Annotated in this window: 14 protein-coding genes; 7 read left to right on the forward strand and 7 right to left on the reverse strand. The window is 66.3% G+C overall.

From position 1 onward, the window contains the following. Window positions 1-353: 353 nt before the first annotated feature. Window positions 354-602 (forward strand): hypothetical protein, encoded by a 249-nt coding sequence (locus LO787_RS08465; protein WP_232495407.1) that lies wholly within the window; start codon window positions 354-356, stop codon window positions 600-602. A gap of 31 nt (window positions 603-633) precedes the next feature. Here the strand turns inward: LO787_RS08465 and LO787_RS08470 are convergent, their stop codons facing one another. Beyond that, window positions 634-1,341 (reverse strand): UTRA domain-containing protein, encoded by a 708-nt coding sequence (locus LO787_RS08470; protein ID WP_232496285.1) that lies wholly within the window; start codon window positions 1,339-1,341, stop codon window positions 634-636. 2 nt (window positions 1,342-1,343) lie between these two features. Next, a complete protein-coding gene (locus LO787_RS08475) occupies window positions 1,344-2,723 on the reverse strand; it encodes a formimidoylglutamate deiminase (RefSeq protein ID WP_232495408.1) in 1,380 nt (459 codons plus the stop codon). A gap of 88 nt (window positions 2,724-2,811) precedes the next feature. Here LO787_RS08475 and hutI point away from each other — a divergent pair, with 88 nt between their 5' ends. The 6 genes from hutI (at window position 2,812) to LO787_RS08505 (ending at window position 10,089) form a co-directional block, all read left to right on the forward strand. After that, window positions 2,812-4,008 carry an imidazolonepropionase gene (gene hutI / locus LO787_RS08480; protein WP_232495409.1) on the forward strand — a complete coding sequence of 399 codons (1,197 nt, stop codon included), beginning with the start codon at window positions 2,812-2,814 and terminating at the stop codon, window positions 4,006-4,008. Next, window positions 4,005-5,534, forward strand: a complete 1,530-nt coding sequence (hutH, locus tag LO787_RS08485; RefSeq protein ID WP_232495410.1) for a histidine ammonia-lyase — start codon at window positions 4,005-4,007, stop codon at window positions 5,532-5,534. The genes hutI and hutH overlap by 4 nt, the downstream gene beginning before the upstream one ends. Further along, window positions 5,531-6,343, forward strand: coding sequence for an N-formylglutamate deformylase (hutG, locus tag LO787_RS08490; RefSeq protein WP_232495411.1), 813 nt, complete (start codon window positions 5,531-5,533; stop codon window positions 6,341-6,343). The genes hutH and hutG overlap by 4 nt, the downstream gene beginning before the upstream one ends. A 5-nt stretch (window positions 6,344-6,348) precedes the next feature. After that, complete coding sequence (hutU, locus tag LO787_RS08495) at window positions 6,349-8,013, forward strand: urocanate hydratase (RefSeq protein WP_232495412.1); 1,665 nt, start codon at window positions 6,349-6,351, stop codon at window positions 8,011-8,013. Window positions 8,014-8,220: 207 nt separating this feature from the next. After that, a complete protein-coding gene (locus LO787_RS08500) occupies window positions 8,221-8,784 on the forward strand; it encodes a HutD/Ves family protein (RefSeq protein WP_232495413.1) in 564 nt (187 codons plus the stop codon). 87 nt (window positions 8,785-8,871) lie between these two features. Continuing rightward, the gene (locus LO787_RS08505; RefSeq protein WP_232495414.1) at window positions 8,872-10,089 is read left to right on the forward strand and encodes an ROK family transcriptional regulator; all 1,218 of its coding nucleotides are present in this window, start codon (window positions 8,872-8,874) and stop codon (window positions 10,087-10,089) included. A gap of 45 nt (window positions 10,090-10,134) precedes the next feature. Here LO787_RS08505 and LO787_RS08510 read toward each other — a convergent pair whose 3' ends face one another. From LO787_RS08510 to LO787_RS08530, 5 genes are all read right to left on the reverse strand, one after another. Further along, window positions 10,135-11,580, reverse strand: a complete 1,446-nt coding sequence (locus LO787_RS08510; RefSeq protein ID WP_232495415.1) for a glycoside hydrolase family 125 protein — start codon at window positions 11,578-11,580, stop codon at window positions 10,135-10,137. Between the two features lies 1 nt (window position 11,581). Next, window positions 11,582-13,945 (reverse strand): GH92 family glycosyl hydrolase, encoded by a 2,364-nt coding sequence (locus LO787_RS08515; RefSeq protein ID WP_232495416.1) that lies wholly within the window; start codon window positions 13,943-13,945, stop codon window positions 11,582-11,584. A 50-nt stretch (window positions 13,946-13,995) separates the two neighbouring features. Continuing rightward, window positions 13,996-15,045, reverse strand: coding sequence for a glycoside hydrolase family 43 protein (locus LO787_RS08520; protein ID WP_232495417.1), 1,050 nt, complete (start codon window positions 15,043-15,045; stop codon window positions 13,996-13,998). 85 nt (window positions 15,046-15,130) lie between these two features. Next, complete coding sequence (locus LO787_RS08525) at window positions 15,131-18,046, reverse strand: TonB-dependent receptor (RefSeq protein ID WP_232495418.1); 2,916 nt, start codon at window positions 18,044-18,046, stop codon at window positions 15,131-15,133. A 203-nt stretch (window positions 18,047-18,249) separates the two neighbouring features. After that, complete coding sequence (locus LO787_RS08530; protein WP_232495419.1) at window positions 18,250-20,541, reverse strand: GH92 family glycosyl hydrolase; 2,292 nt, start codon at window positions 20,539-20,541, stop codon at window positions 18,250-18,252. Between the last annotated feature and the right edge of the window lie 263 nt (window positions 20,542-20,804).

A 20,804-nucleotide genomic window follows, 5' to 3' on the forward strand; every position in this document is an offset into this window, starting at 1 on the left:
AAACGGCGCCCCTTTTTTCACAAGGCGACAGGTTTACACGGTTTACACGGTCCAGAGGGTGAAGGTGTCTCCTTGGGCTGGATGTGTCGCCTTGTAGTGTAACCTTGCGATCGGACTGGACATGGCGCGCAGTCTATCGAAGCCCGCTGCCTGTAGGAAAGTGCTGCCCCTCCGCGCCTCCGCGCCTCTGCCTGGTCCATTTTTTCTGCTCACTTGCGAGATGGGCACAACTTGAGTGACTTCGCGCTGCCCCGCGAAAACGGAATGGCAGCATTGCAAAGATTTAATCCGGAAAGCGGTCGAGCGACAGACGCCCCCTTGCAGACATTGCCGTGCAAAGCCATCATCCGCGTATGAGGCGTGAACGCATTGAAAAATTTCAGAACCCAATCGTATGGGTGGGCATGCTCGCGATTATGCTTGGATTAGCGGCCAAGCAGGTTCTGGTAACGAAAGGAGCAGGAATTTACATCGATTCAGGATATTTCCTGTCACACCTTAAAAGTGCCCCATCCATCGTTTGGGTTTACTGGTCTTTAATATTCATCTTTGCCATTTGTTTTTGCGCTGGCGCATTCCTAGAATGGTTTAAGCGTCGCTGACGGCAGATTACCACCCAAACCAGACCTCCCCCTACCGCCCCGAAGCCCCCGGCCCAAAGCGCGCCACCATGTCGTAGGCGTCGCCGAGGAACAGCTGGCGCACGTAAGTGATGCGTTCCGAGCCGCGCCAGGTGCGGCGTTCGACGCAGAGGCACGGCGCGCCCTGGGGGACGCCCAGCCACTCGGCCTCGTCGCCCACGGCGCCGACGGCGGAGATGCGCGTTTCCGCTTCGGTCCACGGCACATGCTGGAGCAGCCAGGTTCCCGGTGGCACCGTGTCGAGGTCCGCGCCGACGATCTCGGGCACGGCCTCGGCGCTCACCAGACGGAACTCGACGCCCAGCGGCGCGCCGTCGACGAGGTGGAGGCCGTCGATCTGCACCAGCTGGCCGGTGCCGGCAAGCAGCGCTTCCTCCTCGTCGTCGGCGGGGCCGCGCACCGTGCGCTTGAGGGGCCGGAACGCATAGTCCTGCCCCCGCTCGCGCACTTGCGCGGCGATGTCGGGCACGTCGAGCACCATCGAGTGCACCTTGGGGCGGGCGACGAACGTGCCCGCGCGCTTGCGCCGGTCGATCAGCCCCGCCGCGACCAGCGCGGACAGCGCCTTGTTCACGGTCATGCGCGAACAGCCGTATTCCTGCATCAGTTCCTGTTCGATGGGCAGCCGGTCGCCGGGAGCAAGCTCCCCGCCCAGTATACGTCCCTCGAAATCAGACCGAATGCGTTCGTGCAGCGGCATTCTCACGCGATCAGTCTCTCCAGTACCCGGGTGTAGTCCCGCACCGCCCGGTCGCGGCTGCGGTGCCTGCCTCCGCTCACCAGCTTGTCGCCATGGCGCCAGACGCAGTCAATGGCCGAGCGCCCTGCGGCGAAGACGAAACTGTCGGTTATCGCGTCTCCCTCCCGGTGGACGAGCGCCGGATGGTCGAGCCCGAGGCTGACGATATCGGCGGGCAGGCCCACGCGGATGCCTCCCTCGACACCCAGCGCCGCCGCGCCGCCCTCCAGCGCCTCGGCGTAAAGGTCCGCGCCGGTCGAGCGCCCGCTGCCACGCGCCATCACGTTGCGTGCGCGGCGGGTCAGGCGCTGGCCGTACTCCAGCAGCCGCAGTTCCTCGGACGCATCGATCAGCACGTTGGAATCGCTGCCGACGCCATAGCGCCCGCCCGCCTGCAGAAACGCCTCGACCGGGAACAGCCCGTCGCCAAGGTTCGCCTCGGTGATCGGGCAGAGCCCCGCGATCGCGCCGCTGCGCGCCATGCCCAGCGTCTCCGCATCGGTCATGTGCGTCGCGTGGACGAGGCACCAGCGGCCGTCGACCTCGGCATTGTCCAGCAGCCATTCGACCGGGCGCTGCCCGCTCCATGTTAGGCAGTCCTCCACTTCCTTCACCTGCTCGGCGATGTGGATGTGGACCGGGCGGCCCTTTGCGAGCGGCGCCAGTGCGCGCAGCTGTTCGGGCGAGACGGCGCGCAGGGAATGCGGCGCGACGCCCACCACCGCATCGGGCAAGCCGCGCGCATGGGCCTCAGCGCCCTCCAGCAGTCGCGCATAGCCGTCGATATCGTTGATGAAACGCGCCTGTCCGGGCTGCGGTGGCTGCGCGCCGAACCCGGCATAGGTATAAAGCACCGGCAGCAGCGTCATGCCGATCCCCGCCTCGGCGGCGGCACCAAGGACCGCGCCGCTCATCTCGGCGGGGTCGGCGAAGGGCCGTCCGCCCAGATCGTGATGCAGGTAATGGAACTCGCCCACGCGGGTGAAGCCGCCCTCCAGCATCTCGACATAGGCCATCGCAGCGATGGCGCGCACGTCGTCCGGGCTCATGCGGTCGACGAAGCGGTACATGATCTCGCGCCAGGTCCAGAAGCTGTCGTTCGACGGCCCGCGACGCTCCGCCAGACCGGCCATGCCGCGCTGGAAGGCGTGGCTGTGCAGGTTGGGCATTCCGGGCAGCGCGCAGGCGTGGCGTTCTTCCCCGGCAAGCGGCTCCGCACCCGGCTCAACTGCCGCGATCAGGCCGTTCTCCAGCCTGACCCGGACGTTCCGAGCCCAACCGTCGGCGAGCAGACAATGCTCGAAAAACAATGACCTGGGCGCGCCGCCCGACCCGTCCGACATGAATCTGCTCCTCGCTTTCAATTTTTGTCTATACATTAATTCGGAACGGTGCAATCACAATGGAACAGGCAAAACGAGGGACCGGCCGATGCAGTGCGATACCGTCTGGAAAGGGGCTCGACTCGCCACGATGACGGGTGACGGACTCGGCGTCGTCGAGCATGGCCTGATCGCGGCACGCGGCGGCATGATCGTCTATGCAGGCCCCGCTGACGAGGCCCCTGCTTTCGCCGCCGCGACGGTGATCGACTGCGAAGGCCGCTGGATCACCCCCGGCCTGATCGACTGCCACACCCACCTGATCCACGGCGGCGACCGCGCGGCCGAGTTCGAGATGCGGCTCGACGGCGCATCCTATGAAGAGATCGCCCGCGCCGGGGGCGGCATCGTTTCCACCATGCGCGCCACCCGCGCCGCGAGCGAGGACGCGCTTGTCGCCGGTGCCCTGCCCCGCCTCGACGCGCTGATCGCGGAAGGCGCGACGACGGTGGAGGTCAAGTCCGGCTACGGCCTCGACGGCGAGAGCGAGATTCGCATGCTGCGCGCCGCCCGCCGCTTGGGCGAGGAACGCGCGGTGTCCATCACCACGACCTTCCTCGGCGCGCACGCCCTGCCGCCCGAATTTGCGCACGACGCGGACGGCTACATCGCCATGCTCTGCGACGAAGTGCTGCCGCAAGTCGCCGCGCTGGGCCTTGCCGATGCGGTGGACGCCTTCTGCGAGGGCATCGGCTTCAGCGTCGAGCAGACCGAGCGCATGTTCGCCGCCGCCGCGCGCCATGGCCTGCCGGTGAAGCTGCACGCCGAGCAGCTCTCCAACCTCCACGGCGCGGCGCTGGCTGCCCGTCACGGCGCGCTGTCGGCGGATCACCTCGAACATCTGGACGAGGCGGGCATCGCTGCCATGGCCGCATCGGGCACCGTCGCCACGCTCCTTCCGGGCGCCTACTATTTCGTGCGCGAAACGAAGCTGCCGCCGGTCGGCGCGCTGCGTGACGCCGGGGTGAGAATCGCGCTCGCGACCGACTGCAACCCCGGCACGTCCCCGCTCACCTCGCTGCTGCTGACGATGAACATGGGCGCGACGCTGTTCCGCCTCACCGTCGCCGAATGCCTTGCCGGCGTCACCCGCAACGCGGCGCTTGCCCTCGGCCTGTCCGACCGCGGCACGCTGGAGGCGGGCAAGCGCTGCGACCTTGCCATCTGGGACGTCGAACGTCCTGCCGAACTCGTCTATCGCATGGGGTTCAATCCGCTCCATGCCCGCATCTGGAGTGGTCAATGAATCCCGTCCTGCTCATCCCTGGGAACGTTTCGCTGGCGGAGTGGCGCGCGATCTATCGCGGCGCGCCCGTCACGCTCGATCCCGCCTGTGCCCCCCGCGTGGCCGAAAGCGCCGCCGCCGTGGCGCGGATTCTCGCGAAGGGGGAGCCGGTCTACGGTATCAACACCGGCTTCGGTAAGCTCGCCAGCGTGCGCATCGGGGACGAGGATCTGGCGACGCTCCAGCGCAACATCGTCCTGAGCCACGCCGCAGGAACCGGCGCGCCCTCGCCGGTGCCAGTGATCCGCCTGATGATGGCGCTGAAGCTCGCCAGTCTGGCGCAGGGCGCCTCGGGCGTGCGGCCGGAAACCGTGGCCCTGCTGGAGGCGATGCTCGAAAAGGGGCTGACGCCCGTGGTCCCCTCGCAGGGCTCGGTCGGCGCGAGCGGCGACCTTGCGCCGCTGTCGCACATGGCCGCGACGATGATCGGCGTGGGAGAGATCTTCGTGGGCAACGAACGCCTCCCCGCCGCCGAGGCACTGCGCAAGGCGGGACTGAACGCCACCGAGCTTGGCCCGAAGGAGGGTCTGGCGCTTCTTAACGGCACCCAGTTCTCTACCGCGAACGCGCTGGCGGGGCTGTTCGAGGCCGAACTGCTGTTCCAGTCCGCGCTCGTCACCGGCGCGCTCTCGACCGAGGCGGCGAAGGGTTCCGACACGCCGTTCGATCCGCGCATCCACCAGCTGCGCCGCCATCGCGGCCAGATCGAAGTGGCCGATGCCCTGCGCGGCCTGATGAGCGGCAGCGCCATCCGCGCGAGCCATCTGGAGAACGACGCGCGCGTGCAGGATCCCTACTGCCTGCGCTGTCAGCCGCAGGTCATGGGCGCCGCGCTCGACATCCTGCGCCAGGCCGCGACCACGCTGGAGATCGAGGCCAACGGCGTCTCCGACAACCCGCTGATCTTCCCCGAGACCGACGAGGCGCTGTCGGGCGGCAACTTCCATGCCGAACCGGTCGCCTTCGCCGCCGACATGATCGCCATGGCCATTTGCGAGATCGGCTCCATCGCCGAGCGCCGCATCGCCATGCTGGTGGACCCGGCACTGTCCGGCCTGCCCGCGTTCCTGACGCCGCGCCCCGGCCTCAATTCGGGCTTCATGATCCCGCAGGTCACGGCCGCCGCGCTCGTCAGCGAAAACAAGCAGCGCGCCTATCCGGCCAGCGTCGATTCCATCCCGACTTCCGCCAATCAGGAAGACCACGTCTCGATGGCCGCCCACGGCGCGCGCCGCCTGCTCGACATGGCGGAGAACGCCACCGCCGTGCTGGGCATCGAACTGCTCGCCGCCGCGCAGGGGGTCGACTTCCACGCGCCGCTGTCCTCCAGCGATGCGCTGGCGGCGGCCCATGCCGCCCTGCGCGAAGTCGTCCCCACGCTTGATGACGACCGCCATTTCCATCCGGACATGGAAGCGGCCAACCTGCTGGTCCGCTCGGGCGCGCTGCTCGCCTCTGCGGGTGACGCGCTCCCCGGTGTAGCGTGAGCGACTGGCTGAAAGTCATCGAAGGCGACGCCCCCCTCGTCGTCGCCTTGCCCCACGTCGGCACCCAGCTTGCCGACGTGGGGAACCGGTTCCGGTCCGAGTGGCTGGCGCGGCGCGATGCCGACTGGTGGGTGGACGAACTCTACGCCTTCGCCGCCGATCTGGGCGCAACGCTGGTCAGCACGCGCATCTCGCGCAGCGTGATCGATCTCAACCGCGATCCTTCAGGCGCCTCGCTCTATCCGGGGCAGGCGACGACCGAACTGTGCCCGACGACCACCTTCGACGGCGAGCCGCTCTATGCCGGTGACACCCCCGACGAAGCCGAGATCGCCCGCCGCCGCGCGCTCTGGTTCGATCCGTACCATGCTGCGCTGACCGCCCAGATCGAGCGGCTGCGCGCGCTTCACGGCCGCGTGGTGCTCTACGACGCGCACTCGATCCGCAGCCATGTGCCGCGCCTGTTCGACGGCGAACTGCCGCAGTTCAACATCGGCACCAATGGCGGCAGGACCTGCGATCCCGCGCTTGCCACCGCCGTGGAATACATCTGCGCGCAGTCAGGCGAGAGCCACGTCCTCGACGGCCGCTTCCGGGGCGGATGGACCACGCGCCATTACGGAGAGCCCGACAAGGGCGTCCACGCCATCCAGATGGAACTCGCCATCCGGGGTTACATGGACGAGCCCGAGACGCCGACGCAGGCCAACTGGCCCCCAGCCTTCGATCCGGCGCGCGCCGCCGCGATCACCGATACCCTTTCCCAGATCATGAAGGCCGCCCGCGCCTTCGCCCTTCAGGAAGCCTGACCCTCATGACCCGTATCGACAATACCCGCGTCATCAAGCCCGCCACCGGCACCGAGCTGTCGGCGAAGTCCTGGCTCACCGAAGCGCCGCTGCGGATGCTGATGAACAACCTCCACCCCGACGTGGCCGAGAACCCTGCCGAACTGGTGGTCTACGGTGGCATCGGCCGCGCCGCGCGCAACTGGGAAAGCTACGACAGGATCGTCGAGACTCTCCGCCGCCTTGAAGACAATGAGACGCTGCTGGTGCAGTCGGGCAAGCCGGTCGGCGTGTTCCGCACCCACGCCGATGCGCCGCGCGTGCTGATCGCCAACTCCAACCTCGTCCCGCACTGGGCGAACTGGGAGCATTTCAACGAACTCGATAAACGCGGCCTTGCCATGTACGGGCAGATGACCGCCGGTTCGTGGATCTACATCGGCACGCAGGGTATCGTTCAGGGCACTTACGAGACGTTCGTGGAAATGGGCCGCCAGCACCATGGCGGCGACCTTTCGGGCAAGTGGCTGCTGACGGCGGGCCTTGGCGGCATGGGCGGCGCGCAGCCGCTGGCGGCGGTCATGGCGGGTGCATCGTGCCTTGCCATCGAATGCCAGCCCAGCCGTATCGAGATGCGCCTGCGCACCGGCTACCTCGACAAGTCGGCCTCGACCATCGAAGAGGCCATGGCGATCATCGAGCAGGCCAATGCGGAGAATAAGCCCGTCTCGGTCGGCCTGCTCGGCAACGCGGCCGAAATCCTGCCCGAGATGTTCGCGCGCGGTATCCGCCCGGACCTGCTGACCGACCAGACCAGCGCCCACGATCCGGTCAACGGCTACCTTCCCGCAGGCTGGACCGTCGCCGAATGGATCGAGCGCCGCGAGCGCGAGCCGGAAGCGGTCGCCAAGGCCGCCAAGGCATCCATGGCGCAGCACGTCCGCGCAATGCTCGACTTCCAGGCGGCGGGTGTGCCCACCACCGACTACGGCAACAACATCCGCCAGGTCGCGCTGGACGAGGGCGTGGAGAACGCCTTCGACTTCCCCGGCTTTGTCCCCGCCTATATCCGCCCGCTGTTCTGCCGCGGCGTCGGGCCGTTCCGCTGGGCCGCGCTTTCGGGCGATCCCGAGGACATCTACAAGACCGACGCCAAGGTGAAGGAACTGCTGCCGGACAACGCGCACCTGCACAACTGGCTCGACATGGCGCGCGAGAAGATCCATTTCCAGGGCCTGCCGGCACGCATCTGCTGGGTGGGCCTGGGTGACCGCCACCGCCTCGGCCTCGCCTTCAACGAGATGGTCGCCAACGGCGAACTGAAGGCCCCGGTGGTGATCGGCCGCGACCACCTCGACAGCGGCTCGGTCGCCTCCCCCAACCGTGAGACCGAGTCCATGCAGGACGGTTCGGACGCGGTTTCCGACTGGCCGCTGCTCAACGCCCTGCTCAACACTGCCAGCGGCGCGACCTGGGTCTCGCTGCACCACGGCGGCGGCGTCGGCATGGGCTTCTCGCAGCATTCGGGCATGGTGATCGTCGCCGACGGCACGCCCGAGGCAGCGGCGCGTCTGGAGCGCGTGCTGTGGAACGACCCCGCCACCGGCGTCATGCGCCACGCCGATGCGGGCTACGACATCGCCCGCGACTGCGCGACGGAGAAGGGGCTGGACCTGCCGGGAATCCTGTAAGCGTCTGACCCTTCGACAAGCTCGCAGGTGAGCGGAGTTAGGGTAACACCCTCCCAAACCCGCTCAGGCTGAGCTTGTCGAAGCCCCCACCGCACACCCCCAACCTTCGTCATTGCGAACGTAGCGAAGCAATCCAAGGGCACGCACGACGCTGGATTGCTTCGTTACGCTCGCAATGACGAGGGTTTGATGCATGAGTATCGAGCAATGACCACCTTCCAGATCATCCGCGCCACCGACTGCCCGGAAGTGCCGTGGAAGAACGGCGGCGGCACCACGCGGGAAATCGCCGTGTTCCCGCCGGACGCCGGGATGGACACCTTCCTTTGGCGCCTCAGCATGGCCAAAGTCGAAACCGCAGGCCCGTTCTCGGCCTTCACGGGTATCGACCGCGTGCTGGCCGTCCTCGACGGAACGCTGGTGCTGACCGGCCCGAACCTCGACGTTCGACTGGACGCAGGCACGCCGCCGCAGCCCTTCGACGGCGGCGCAGCGGTCTTCGGCGAGCCCCTGGGCGGCCCGGTGCTGGACCTCAACGCCATGGCCCGGCGCGGACGCTTCACCTGCGCGATGACACGGCTCGATGCAGGCTCCACAGCGACCGCGCAGGGCACCGGCTTCGTCATCGCGCTGGAGCCCCAGCCCCTAGCCGAAACCACGCTGGAGCGCCTCGACTGCGTGCGGTTCGAGGGTGCGCTTGCCATCGGTGGCAGGGTGTTGTTCGTCGACTTCCGGGACACTTGCGCAGAACCGGCCGACACGCCCCATTGACGCGACCGGCCCTGCGTGGAACAGGAGGGAAATGGCGAGGATATCGACATTTTCCGCCCCCTTGTGCGGATCCGCTCAGGCAGTTCCATGCCGCTGAAGGGATCGAGCGCCACCAGCCCGCGCCTCTCCGGCACCAACCTTGAACGTGCGGCCGATCACAACCAGCGCATCACGCTCCACGCGATCCGGGTCAACGGCTCGCTGACGCGGGTGGAACTGGCCGGGATCACCGGCCTCACCGCCCCCGCCATCGCCAACATCAGCAAGAAGCTGCTGGCCGAAGGGCTGATCGAGGAAGCCGGCCAGCGGCGCGGCGGACGCGGGCAACCGCCGACCAAGCTGGTGATCCGCCCCGACGCCTGCCACGCCATCGGCATCAACATCGACCGCGATCACATCACCATCGTGCTGGTGGACTTCGCCGGAACCATCCTCGCCCGCGTGAGCGAGGACATCGACTTCGCCCTGCCCGCACAGGTGCAGGCGCTCTACCGCGATTCCATCGACGGCATGCTCAAAAGCGCTGGTGTCGATCCCGCGAAGCTCGTGGGCATTGGCGTGGCCGTGCCGGACCAGCTCAGTTCGGTGGACCTGCCCGGCCGTCCCGACGCCTATGGCGAATGGGAAAGCGTGCGCATGGCCGACCTGTTCTCAAGCCCGCACGGCCCTCCCGTCTTCGTCGAGAACGACGCGGCGGCGGCCGCCATGGGCGAGATGCAGCTGGGCATGGGCCAGCGGATCAACAGCTTCTTCTACATCCTGCTGACAGCGGGCCTCGGCGGTGGTCTGGTGGTGGACGGCAACTACGTGCGCGGCGCCAATGGCCGTAGCGGCGAGATCGGCTTCATGCGCACCCGAGCGATGGAGAGCGGGCCGGACCAGCAGTTGCAGAGCATCGTCTCGCTCTCCGCTCTGGCGAAGGCGCTGGCGGCGGAAGGGCACGCGCTGGCCGATGCCTTCGAGGGGGCTTCCGAAGCGGCCACTGCCTGCCTCGATCGCTGGATCGACGTGGCGGCGGACAAGCTCGTCGAGCCGCTGGCGGCAGTGAACTGCCTCATCAACCCCGCTGCCGTGCTGATGGGCGGCCGCCTGCCTGCGCCGCTGGTCGAACGCCTTGCCGAGCGTACCGCCGCGCGGATGCAGGCGCTCGACGGCATTCCCGCCCTCGCCCCGGTGGCGCGCGCGGCGCTGTCGGAAGACGCCCCCGCAGTGGGCGCGGCGATCCTGCCGTTCAGCCACTTCCTGTTGCCCAAGCCCGGCGCCTTGTGGAAGGCCCCGGACAGCGGCGGCGTGGCGCTGGGCTGACCTCGCCTCACCCGCTCGCAATGACGGCGGGGTCGGCGAAGTAGCTCAGCGCAGCAGGTGCGGCTTGCGCCTCTCCAGATCGAGGATCAGGTCGCCGAACAGACCGTTGGCCCACGAGAACCACGGGCGGGTGTAGTTCGCCGGGTTATCCTTGTGGAAGCTCTCGTGCATGAAGCCGGTGCCGCCGTGGGACCCTTTCAGCCATGTCAGGCACTGGCGGATGGTGGCGTCGTCGTCGCTGTTGAGCGCGCGGGTGATGATCGACATCGGCCAGATCATGTCCATGCCGACATGCGGCCCGCCGATCCCCTGCGCCGCGCTGCCCGAGAAGAAGTAGGGGTTGCGCTGCGACCATGCGAGCGCCGCCGTGCGCTGCCACAGCGGATCCCTGCGGTCCGCTGCGCCGAGCAGCGGCAGGCCCGACAGGCTGGGCACATTGGCGTCGTCCATGAAGATAGCGTTGCCGTAGCCGTCCACCTCGAAGGCCCAGACCTTGCCGCCCTGCCCGTCGTCCATCTGGCCATAGGCGCGCAGTGCTGTCTCGACCTCGGCCGCCAGCGCCGCGCAGTCCTGCGCCGCTGCCGCATCGCCCCGCGCCTCGTTGTGGACTTGCGCCAGCATCCGCAGCGCGGAGACGGCGAAGAGGTTCGACGGGATCAGGAACGGATAGAGGCAGGCGTCGTCGGAAGGACGGAAGCCCGAATGGATCAGCCCGACCTTGCGCGTCGGCGCGCCGAAGCCGCCGAACATCAGCGTCTCGGTGGGCGACTTGTCGACCCGCTGGAACTGGTACGGCCCCGGCCCGTCCTTGCGCTGCTGCTCGCGCAACGTGGCGACCGCGAGCGCCGCGCCCTTCGCCCAGAGCGCATCGAAGGGCGTCTTGTCCTTCGTCGCGGTCCAGTACGAATGGGCAAGGCGCATCGTGTAGCACAGGGAGTCGATCTCCCATTTGCGCTCGGCAACGCCGGGCTTCATCTGCGTCTTGTCGGAGATCGCCGGCAGGCTGGACCGCGCGTTGGGGTCTTCCATGTAGGCGTTGGCGTAAGGGTCGATCAGGATGCAGCGCGCCTGCCGCTGGATCAGTCCGCAGAACAGGCGGCGCAAGTCGGTGTCCTGCGGGGTCAGGTGGACGTATGTCTGCAACTGCGCCGAACTGTCGCGCAGCCACAGCGCGTTGATGTCGCCGGTGATGACGAAGGCGTCCGGCTTGCCGTCCACCTCGCCCATCTTGACGGTGGTGTCGAGCGTGTTGGGATAGCAGTTCTCGAACAGCCAGCCGAGTTCCGGATCGCGGATCTTGGCCTTCACCCGCGCGATCTCGGCCTCCACCGCCTTGCTGGTGAAGCGGCGGTCGGCCTTCGGCGGTCGCCTGTCCTGCAAGGTGCTGGCACCGGCCGCCCGAGGGGGGAGGGTAACGGCGGACAGTGCCAGCACCCCCGCGCCTGCGAGGATCTCGCGGCGGCGGAAGTTCATCGGGTTGATCGTGGTCATTTCAGCGGGTGCCCTTTGCGGCAGAAGTCATCGAGAACGGCGCGTCGGCCTTGGCCGAACCCCAATGCTCGTTCGGCGTCGGGCCCATCACGAAACGTAGCGTGCCGCCCTTCTGCAATTCCTCGCGCGGCAACCAGGGCTTGTTCCACGGCTGGCCGTTGAGGGTGGCCGACTGGATGTAGACGTTGGCGGCGCTGTTGTTCTGCGCCTCGATGCTCAGCACCTTGCCGCCCGGCATCGTCAGGCGCACGTTGCGGAACAGCGGGCTGCCGATGGCGTACTGCCCGACCGTGGGCGTCACCGGATAGAAGCCCAGTGCCGAGAATACGTACCACGCCGAGGTCTGGCCGTTGTCCTCGTCCCCCGGATAGCCGTCCGGCGTGGGGGCATAGAGCTTGCGCATCACGTCGCGCACATGCCCTTGCGTCTTCCACGGCTGGCCCGCCCAGTCGTATAGATACGTCATGTGCTGGATGGGCTGGTTGCCGTGGGCGTACTGGCCCATGTCGACGATCTGCATCTCGCGGATCTCGTGGATCACCTGCCCGTAATAGCTGTCGTCGAACAGCGGCGGCGTGGTGAAGATCCCGTCGAGCCGGTCGGTGAACTTGCGGTCGCCGCCCATCAGGTCGATCAGGCCCTGCACGTCCTGCATCACGGACCAGCTGTAATGCAGCGCATTGCCCTCGGTGAAGGCATCGCCCCACTTGAGCGGGTTGAACGGGGTCTCCCACGATCCGTCCTTGTTGCGCCCGCGCATCCAGCCGCTTTCGGCATCGAACAGCTTGCGGTAGTTCTGCGCCTTGGCGGCATAGCGCTTCGCATCCGCCGTCTTGCCGAGTTGCCCGGCCAGCCGTGAAATCGCGAAGTCCGCCGTGGCATATTCCAGCGTGCGCGCCGCGTTCTCGTTGATGCCGACATCGTAGGGCACGTAGCCGAGGCGGTTGTCGTACTCCACGCCTTCGCGCCCGACGGCGGTCAGCGTCTTGCCCATCCGGTCGGTCGGCCGCCCTTCGGAGGTCGTCGCGTTCTTGATCATCGCCTTGTAGAGCGTCTCGACATCGAAGCCGCGCACCCCGTTGGCATAGGCGTCCGCGATCAGGATCGCCGAGTTGGAGCCGATCATCACGTTGCGGTGCCCCGGGCTCGCCCATTCGGGCAGCCAGCCGGATTCCTTGTAGGTGTTGACGAGGCCCTGCATGATCTCGCCGTCCCGCTCCGGGTACATCAGCGCGAAGAACGGGAAGACCGCGCGCCAGGTGTCCCAGAACCCGTTGTCGGTATAGAGCGGGCCGTCGTGGACCTTGCCATCGTAGGGGCTGTAGTGGACCTGCTTGCCACTCGCATCGACCTCATGGAAGTTGCGCGGGAACTGCAGCATCCGGTAGAGCGCCGAGTAGAACGTGCGGCGGTTGTCGATGTCCGGATCGTCGACGGCAATGCGCTGGAACTCGGTCTCCCAGGTCTGCTTCGCCTTGGCGCGGGTCTGGTCGAAGCTGTCCGAGCCCACCTCGCTCTCGAGGTTGCGCAGCGCCTGCTCGGGGCTGATGAACGAGGACGCGACCTTGACGCCGACCTGCTCGCCCGCCTTCGTGGTGAATGTCAGCACCGCGCCGACATGGTCGCCCTCGCGGATCTCGGTGCCGTCCAGAGTGCCGTTGTCGTCCCAGGTCTGGCCGACGGTGAAATCGTGGTCGAACTGGGCGACGAAGTAGTTGCCGAAGTTCGCGGGCACGCCACCCTTGTTGTTGCGCACGTAGCCGGTGATGCGCCGGTTGGCGCGGTCGATCTTCACCATCGAACCGCCCGCGTAGGCATCCAGCAGGATGTGCGCCTGCTCGGTTTCCGGGAAGGTGAAGCGGAACTGCGCGGCGCGGTTGGTCGGTGCGACCTCGGCGGTCACGTCATAGTCGGCAAGGTAGACCTTGTAGCCGTAGGCGCGGCTTTCCTCTGCCTTGTGGCTGTACCACGAAGCGCGCTCCTCCTCCTTGATCCTGACCGGGCCGGTCTCGGCGAAGAGGGCGAAGGCGGCATAGTCGCCCATCCAGGGGCTGGGCTGGTGCGTCTGCTTGATGCCGTTGATCTTGTGCGCGTCGTAAGTGTAGCCCCAGCCGTCGCCCATCTTGCCGGTCACGGGGGTCCAGAAGTTCATGCCCCACGGCACCGCGACGGCGGGGTAGGTGTTGCCATAGGACAGCTCATAGCTGGAATCGGTGCCCATCAACGGATTGGCGAGATCGACCAGCGCCGGTTCCGCCGCCTCAGCGACGGGCGGAGCGGCGGGGCGCGGCTCAGGGGCCTCAGTCGATTGCGCCATCACCGCCGGAGCCATCGCCAGCATGGATACGCCGGCGACCAGCATCATTGCACCACGGATAGTCTTCACCCTTGTCCCCTGCATTGTCATGTACGCACTCATCGACGCGGCGGCTTCTGCGCGGCCACGCCGGTCTTGGTCATCACCACCGGCGCGATGCTGCCGTCGGCATTGAAGCGAAGGCGGTCGATCGCGACCTGCCGATGCTCGCCCACATCGTCGCCCAGCGGGCGGCGGTGATACGCGATGAACCAGTCGTCGGTGTCTGGGATGTTGAGCACCGAATGGTGCCCCGCCCCGCGCGCGACCTTGAAGTCCTGCGCCAGTATCCTCCCCCGCGGCGTGAACGGCCCGGTCGCGCTCGGCGCGGTGGCATAGGCCACGGCATAGTCCGGCCCGGTCCAGCCCCCTTCCGACCACATGAAGTAGTAGGTGCCCTTGCGCTTGATCATGAACGATCCCTCGACGTAGCCCGGCGGGGTGATCTCCTTGTACATCGTGCCGTCCTCGAACGGCACGATGCTGCGCATGTCGGCGGAAAGGCGCACAACGTTGCAGTGCTTCCACCCGCCGTAGAACAGGTAGACCTGCCCGTCGTCGTCGCGATAGGCAAAGGGGTCGATCGGCTGCGCGCCGTTGTGGAACGCGCCGATCAGCGGCTTGCCGAGTACGTCCCTGAACGGCCCGCCCGGCCTTTCGCTGACGGCAAGGCCGATGCCGCCGGTCTCGGCATCGCTCTGAATGTCGTTGGCGCTGAAGAACATGTAGTAGCGCCCGCCCTGCTCGATCACCGAGGGCGCCCAGATCGCCTTGTAGGCCCAGGGAATCGTGGCGACGTCGATGACGTGCTCATGCCTGGTCCAGTGGACCAGATCGCGCGAGGAGAAGGCGTTGAAGAACGTCTGGTAGAGGTAGGACGGGCGGATCGAACTCGCCTTGCGCGCCTCTTCCTGCTCGGGCGTGAAGTGCTTCGTGCCATCCGGCGTGCCGTCATGGTCGGAATACGTCGGATAGATCCAGTACTCGCCCGCGAAGGCGCGGATTTCCGGATCGGCATACCAGCCGGGCAGCGCCGGGTTCCCGGCGTGCGCCGCCATCGGCAGCGACAGGGCAGTGCAGGCGGCCAGAGCGGCCATGCGGCGGATCACTCGTACTTCCCCCTATCGAAAAAGTGGAGGTGGGCGTGAAGGACCGCCCACCTCCTGCAACGTGCCATGGCCAACTTCTGGCCAATCAGAAGTTGTAGGTCACGCCGACATAAGCCCTGCGTCCGGCATAGATGTTGGAATAGAAGCGATCCTTCGTGTCGTTGCCAAGATGCTGCCTCTGCTCCGACTTGGTCAGGTTGATGACCGAGGCGGTAAGCGAAAGGCGCTCGTTGATGTTGTAGGAGGCGTTGAGGTCCACCTGCTCATACGGATCGTCGTAGATGTTGAGGCCGGACGCGATGCCGCGCACCACCTTGCCGCGACGGTTGTAGGAGGCGCGGACGAGGAACTTGTCCGTCTCCCAGAACACCGAGGCGTTGAGCTGCGTCTTGGCGCTGCCCACCAGCGGCGATGAGCCGACCTTCTGTCCTTCGAGCGAGATGTCCGCCACCGAGGTGTCGTTGATCGTGAAGTTCACCTGCGCGCCGAGGCCGAAGGGCAGCGTGTGCTGGGCATAAAGCTCTACGCCCTGCGAGCGCGCTTTCGATCCGTTGGCCTGCGTCGCGTACTGCTGCACCAGCACTTCCTCGCCCGCGACGGTCTGCGTCACATCTAGCACCAGCGGCACGATGAAGTCCGACACGTCCTTGCGGAAGAACGTCGCACCGACCACCGATCCGGGGTGGAAGTACCATTCGACGCCAAGGTCGTACTGCCAGGCCGAGAACGGCTTGAGGTCGAAGTTTCCGCCATTGCCGAACCAGCCCGGTCGCGCGCCGAACTGCTGGCGATCGTAGACGAAGGCGTCGGAGTTGAACGTCAGCGAGCGCGAACCGGCAAGGTCGTTGAAGCCCGGACGCGCGATCACCTTCGATACCGCGCCGCGCAGCATGATATCCGGCTGCACTTCCCACGAGACGTTGAAGCTGGGCAGTACGTCGGTGTAGCTCTTGGACTCGTTCACCGGGCTGAACACCCGGCGCTCGCGCTGGTCGAGCGGGATCACGAGACAGTTGCCGTCCGCACCGCGCGGCGGCGGGGAGAACGGGCCGCCGGGGCCGTTCACGCAATAGTCGTCCTCATAGTACAGCGTATCGGTGGACGTGCCCGACTGCTTCGTATTGATGACGCGCACGCCGAGGTTGCCGCGCAGCGTGTCGGTCTTGAAGTTGACCTGTGCGTAGCCTGCCCAGATCTTCTCGCCGATGTTGTAGACGTTCTGGTCCTCGTTGACGCGGACCGGATCGCCGTAGCTGCTGTTGAGATAATCGAGGTAGTTCCCGAAGTTGATGCCGGGGAACGAACTGGCAGTGAAGCCGCCGGGGATGTTGCCCATCGGGCTGTCGTAGAAGAACTCGGGCCGCGCCACCGCACCGCCGGGGGTGTCCTGATAACGCAGCTTGGTCGCCGGGTCGGAGTACCACTCGACGCGGCCGGTCCTGCGCTTCACCTCGCCATCGCGCCACTTTGCGCCGACCTGAACGGAATCGATGAACCCGTCGAACGAGCGGGTCAGGTCGACTTGCGCGTACTTCTGCTCGATCACGCTGTTGGTGAAGCCCGACCCGGTCGAGCCCACGTCGATCTGCGCGATCCCGTTCATCAGGTTCTGCTGCAGTTCGGGCGAGAACTGCATGTCCATCGAGCCGTTCTTGAAGGCCCAGTTGCTCATGAAGTTGCCGTTGGTGTTCTGCGTCGCCGTGGTCAGGCGCGGCTTGGCCGCAACGCTGAAGCGCGACGACGGACCGCCGGTGGCGCGGGTCTTGCCCGCGACGAAAGTGGCCTTGAAGCGATCATGCTCGAATTCGCCGCCGAAGTCGAAGGTGTTGGAGACGATCTTCTCGCGGCTGTACTGGCCGGAAAGCTGCGGCGTCTCCATCGTGCAGGGCGTCGCGCGGGCAAGACAGCCGGTGCCCGCCGCCGGGACGTTGAAGTCCGCCGACTGCAGGATCGTGCCGCTCTTGTCGAAGGTCGCCCCGGTGAAGAAGTCGCGATAGCCCCACTCGGGAATCTTGAGGACGTTCGAGGTGAAGTTGTTGTTGATCTGGAAGCGGAAGTAGTTCGCCGTCAGGGTCAGTTCGTCGGTCGGCTTCCACTGTGCGGTCGCCTGGATGCCAAGGCGCTTGCGCTTCTGGTCCTGAATGGACTCGCTGACCGCCTGCGGCGCCCAGTAGCCCGAATAGCGCTGCCCGCCCTGCGTGGTGGCGCCGGTGTTCTCCGACCAGTAGCTGATCGCATCGTCATTGGCGTAGGGGTTGCCGTTGATGTCGGTGGCAGGCTCGTTGGCGCGATCATAGGTCCACCACGACCAGCTTTCGGTCCCCGCCGAAAGCGTGCGGTTGGTGCGCTCCTGATAAGTCGCGCCGACCAGCACGCCGAAGGTCTCGTCGGCGTTCCGCCAGGACAATTGACCCGAAATCTGCGGTTCGAACTTCTTCGACACGTCGGCATAGACGCCTTCGGCCGAAAGGAACCCGCTCCACGGTTCGAGGTCCAGCGGGCGGCGGGTCTTGAGGATCACCGTCCCGCCGACGCCGCCCTCGTCCAGCCGCGCCTCGGGCGACTTGTAGACGTCGACGCTGGCGATCATGTTCGCGGGCAGCAGCGTGTAATTGAACGAGCGCGACGGATCGCCGCTGTCGGCGGAGGCGATGAAGTTGCCGTTGAGCTGCGTCAGCGTCAGGTCCGAAGACAGGCCGCGAATGCTGACGCGCGAACCTTCGCCGCCGTCACGCTCGATGATGACGCCGGGGACGCGCTGGAGCGAGTCGGCGACGTTCTTGTCCGGGAACTTGCCGATGTCCTCAGCGGTGATGACATCGACGAAGGCGTTCGCCTCGCGCTTCTGGCGCAGGCTTTCCTCGATCGACTTGCGATAGCCCGTGACGACGATCGCGCCGTCCTCTGCCGCAGGAGCTTCTGCGGCGGGCGCGGCTTCCTGCGCCTGCGCGGCGACCGCCCCGCCGATCACGCTGGCGGAGACCAGCAGCGCCCCGATCATGCGATCACGATTCGAGCGGCTGCGCACTTTCCCATGTCCCTTGTTCATTTCGGCACCCTTCCCAGGCCTCTAAGGCGATGTCCGCCTGTCATTCTTGTGGCGTGATGCGCGGGAACCCCTCCCGCTACGTCCAGCCAATGACCGACGTTCTGATTAAAAAAAGCAAATTGTCAATTATATTGAGACGTAATGAAGCGGGCCTGCTATGGACCCTTCGACCGCTTCACATCCGACATCGACGGCGGCGCGGAATCGGCTCCGCTGCCCCATGCCGGATTGGGCCTGGGCCCCATGGTGAAGACGATCTTCGCACCCTTCGCGATGTCGGCATGACGGAACCACGGCTTGCCCCAGGGCTTGCCGTCCAACGTCATCGACTGGATGTAGGCGTTGTACGGCCCGTTGTTCCGGGCATTGATGTCCAGCAGCCTGCCGCCGCCCATGTCCAGCGTCACCTGATCGAAGATCGGACTGCCGATCACGTAGACATCGCTCGACGGATCGACCGGGTAGAAGCCCATGGCGCTCAGAGCGTACCAGGATGACGTTGCACCCTGATCGTCCATGCCCGCATAGCCGTATCCGGCCGCATCGCTGCCGTACATCTCGCCGAGGATGCGCCGGACGAGCGCCTGCGTCTTCCACGGCTGCCCGCTCCAGTTGTAGTAATAGGGCGCCTGCTGATCGGGCTGATTGCCGTGGACGTACTGCCCGATCAGGCCGGTACAGTCGCGGCAGATGCCCTTCGGATTGTACTGCGTGGTGAAGAACTGATCGAGCTTGGCATTGAACGCATCGCGCCCGCCAAGCAGCGTCATCAGCCCCCCGACATCGTGCGGAGCCAACCAGAGCGTCGACCAGCCCGACGCCTCCTTCATCATGAAGTTGTAGTAGGGCTCCTGCGGATCGAACGGCGCGATCCACTTGCCGTCGGCGGTCCGCCCCCGGATGAAACCAGTGGAGCGATCGAAGACGTTGGCATAGTTACCCGCGCGCTTGAGGAAGCGGCTCTGGTCCTGCGTCTTGCCCAGCCTTCCGGCGTACTGTGCGAGCGCGTGATCGTCCCAGGCATATTCCGCCGTCGTCGCCGCGCCTGCCTTGCCTCCCGCGTAGGGTGGGCTGGGATTGCCTTCGGGCACATCGTCGGAAATCCAGCCGTTGCGGTCATACTCGGCAAGGTAACCGCGCGGCCCTTTGGGATCGGTGGCGTTGCGGCGCAGGTATTCCCATGCCGAGGCATAGTCGAAGGCGATCCCGCGCTTCCATGCGCCAAGGTAGAGGAACACCGCGTTGTCGCCATGGAAGGAAGTGTTCATGAACCCCTTCTCCTGCGCCATCTCCAGTTCGGACTTCATGATGTCCCGCACCACAGCAGGCTCCATGAGTTCGAGCAGGACGATCTGGTTACGGCCCGTGTCCCAGAAGGGCACCGGCCCGTAACGGTCGTGGTCGGTGGTGCGGACCTTGCCGTTGCTGTCGGTGAACGGCTCGCCCTTTTCCGCGATCAGGCGCGGGCTGGCGAAGGACTGGAACAGCGTGGAGTAGAACATGGCGCGCTGTTTCGGCGTGCCGCCGGTCACTTGCACGCGGCCGAGAAGCTTGTCCCACTCGGCCCGCGCGGCTGCGCGAACGCGGGCAAAATCCCAGTCGGGCAGCTCCTTGCGCAACCGCGCCTGCGCCTGTTCGTAGCTGGTCCCGTGGGCCATGCGGACGAGTACCTTGTCACCCGCTTGCGTGTTGAAGGTGACGTAGCCCCCGGCATAGCTGCCTTCGACGGAACTGCCGTCAGGCACCACGTCCTTGTCGCCGATGCCCCAGCCCTTTGCGTCGCCCGGTGCCTTGCGGAAAGTGCCATGGACCGCAAACGGACTGGAGAATTCCGCCACGAAATAGGGTCCATCGATGGACTCGCGCCCCTTCGAAACGCCGCGGATGGTGTGGTCGTCGACGATTTCCACCGTGCCGCCATGATTCAGCAGATTGAGGAGGACGTTGGAGCGCGGGCTCTTGGGGAAGGTGAACTGCATCAGGCTCGTCCAGCGGGTCGCCGTCAGTTCGACCTGGGTGCGGAAGCTGTCGAGATAGACCGAATAGTAGCCCGGCGCCGCGGTTTCGCGTGCCTTGTCGTAGTAGGCCTGCGAGTATGCCGGGGGCGCCGACCAGTCGCCGACGACCGGCATGATGACCGGCTCCGCATTGCCGCCATAAGTCGCGCCGCCGCCTCCGGTGAAGCCGATCAGCGTGGGGTTAGTGTAGTAATAGGGAACCGGTACGCCGTTGGGGTAGGTCAGCGCGATGTTGTTGTTGACCGGTGCGGCCTCGACCGAACTGTGCGGCCAGCGCGCGCCCGGCGATGTCTGGCCCGAGTAGATCGGTTCGCCCGGAGGCGGCGCATTGCCGATGAGATCCTCGCGGTCGAGCGGGGCCGTGCCGACCAGCGGGTTCGCAAGATCGACGCCCGCCTGCGCTGCAGCGACCGAAGCCACGCTCATCATACAAGTACCCGCCAAGGCCCCCAGCCAGAGCCGATCGAACGGCATCCGGTACTGTCCGGGTATGGATCGTCCCTTGGAACGCGATCTCATGCGCTTCTCCTCCCACGGCGCATCATGGCGCCTCGCGATCGGTTGCCCCCGATCATCGTCCGGCAACATTTATTAAATCAATTTGCTTTGTCAATTACGATTGCGTGCGATAGAGGATGCCTCGACTGCCTCGGTCGAAAACGATGCCGCCGCCGACGGACGCGGGGCCACGC

The sequence above is a fragment of the Novosphingobium kaempferiae genome, assembly GCF_021227995.1.
Classification (GTDB): domain Bacteria; phylum Pseudomonadota; class Alphaproteobacteria; order Sphingomonadales; family Sphingomonadaceae; genus Novosphingobium; species Novosphingobium kaempferiae.

What these genes read in the sequence shown, in the direction of transcription:
- LO787_RS08465 (WP_232495407.1), top strand. Translation starts at nt 354, where the DNA reads ATGAGGCGTGAACGCATTGAAAAATTTCAGAACCCAATCGTATGGGTG.
- LO787_RS08470 (WP_232496285.1), bottom strand. Translation starts at nt 1,341, where the DNA reads ATGCCGCTGCACGAACGCATTCGGTCTGATTTCGAGGGACGTATACTG.
- LO787_RS08475 (WP_232495408.1), bottom strand. Translation starts at nt 2,723, where the DNA reads ATGTCGGACGGGTCGGGCGGCGCGCCCAGGTCATTGTTTTTCGAGCAT.
- hutI (WP_232495409.1), top strand. Translation starts at nt 2,812, where the DNA reads ATGCAGTGCGATACCGTCTGGAAAGGGGCTCGACTCGCCACGATGACG.
- hutH (WP_232495410.1), top strand. Translation starts at nt 4,005, where the DNA reads ATGAATCCCGTCCTGCTCATCCCTGGGAACGTTTCGCTGGCGGAGTGG.
- hutU (WP_232495412.1), top strand. Translation starts at nt 6,349, where the DNA reads ATGACCCGTATCGACAATACCCGCGTCATCAAGCCCGCCACCGGCACC.
- LO787_RS08500 (WP_232495413.1), top strand. Translation starts at nt 8,221, where the DNA reads ATGACCACCTTCCAGATCATCCGCGCCACCGACTGCCCGGAAGTGCCG.
- LO787_RS08505 (WP_232495414.1), top strand. Translation starts at nt 8,872, where the DNA reads ATGCCGCTGAAGGGATCGAGCGCCACCAGCCCGCGCCTCTCCGGCACC.
- LO787_RS08510 (WP_232495415.1), bottom strand. Translation starts at nt 11,580, where the DNA reads ATGACCACGATCAACCCGATGAACTTCCGCCGCCGCGAGATCCTCGCA.
- LO787_RS08515 (WP_232495416.1), bottom strand. Translation starts at nt 13,945, where the DNA reads ATGATGCTGGTCGCCGGCGTATCCATGCTGGCGATGGCTCCGGCGGTG.
- LO787_RS08525 (WP_232495418.1), bottom strand. Translation starts at nt 18,046, where the DNA reads ATGATCGGGGCGCTGCTGGTCTCCGCCAGCGTGATCGGCGGGGCGGTC.
- LO787_RS08530 (WP_232495419.1), bottom strand. Translation starts at nt 20,541, where the DNA reads ATGATGAGCGTGGCTTCGGTCGCTGCAGCGCAGGCGGGCGTCGATCTT.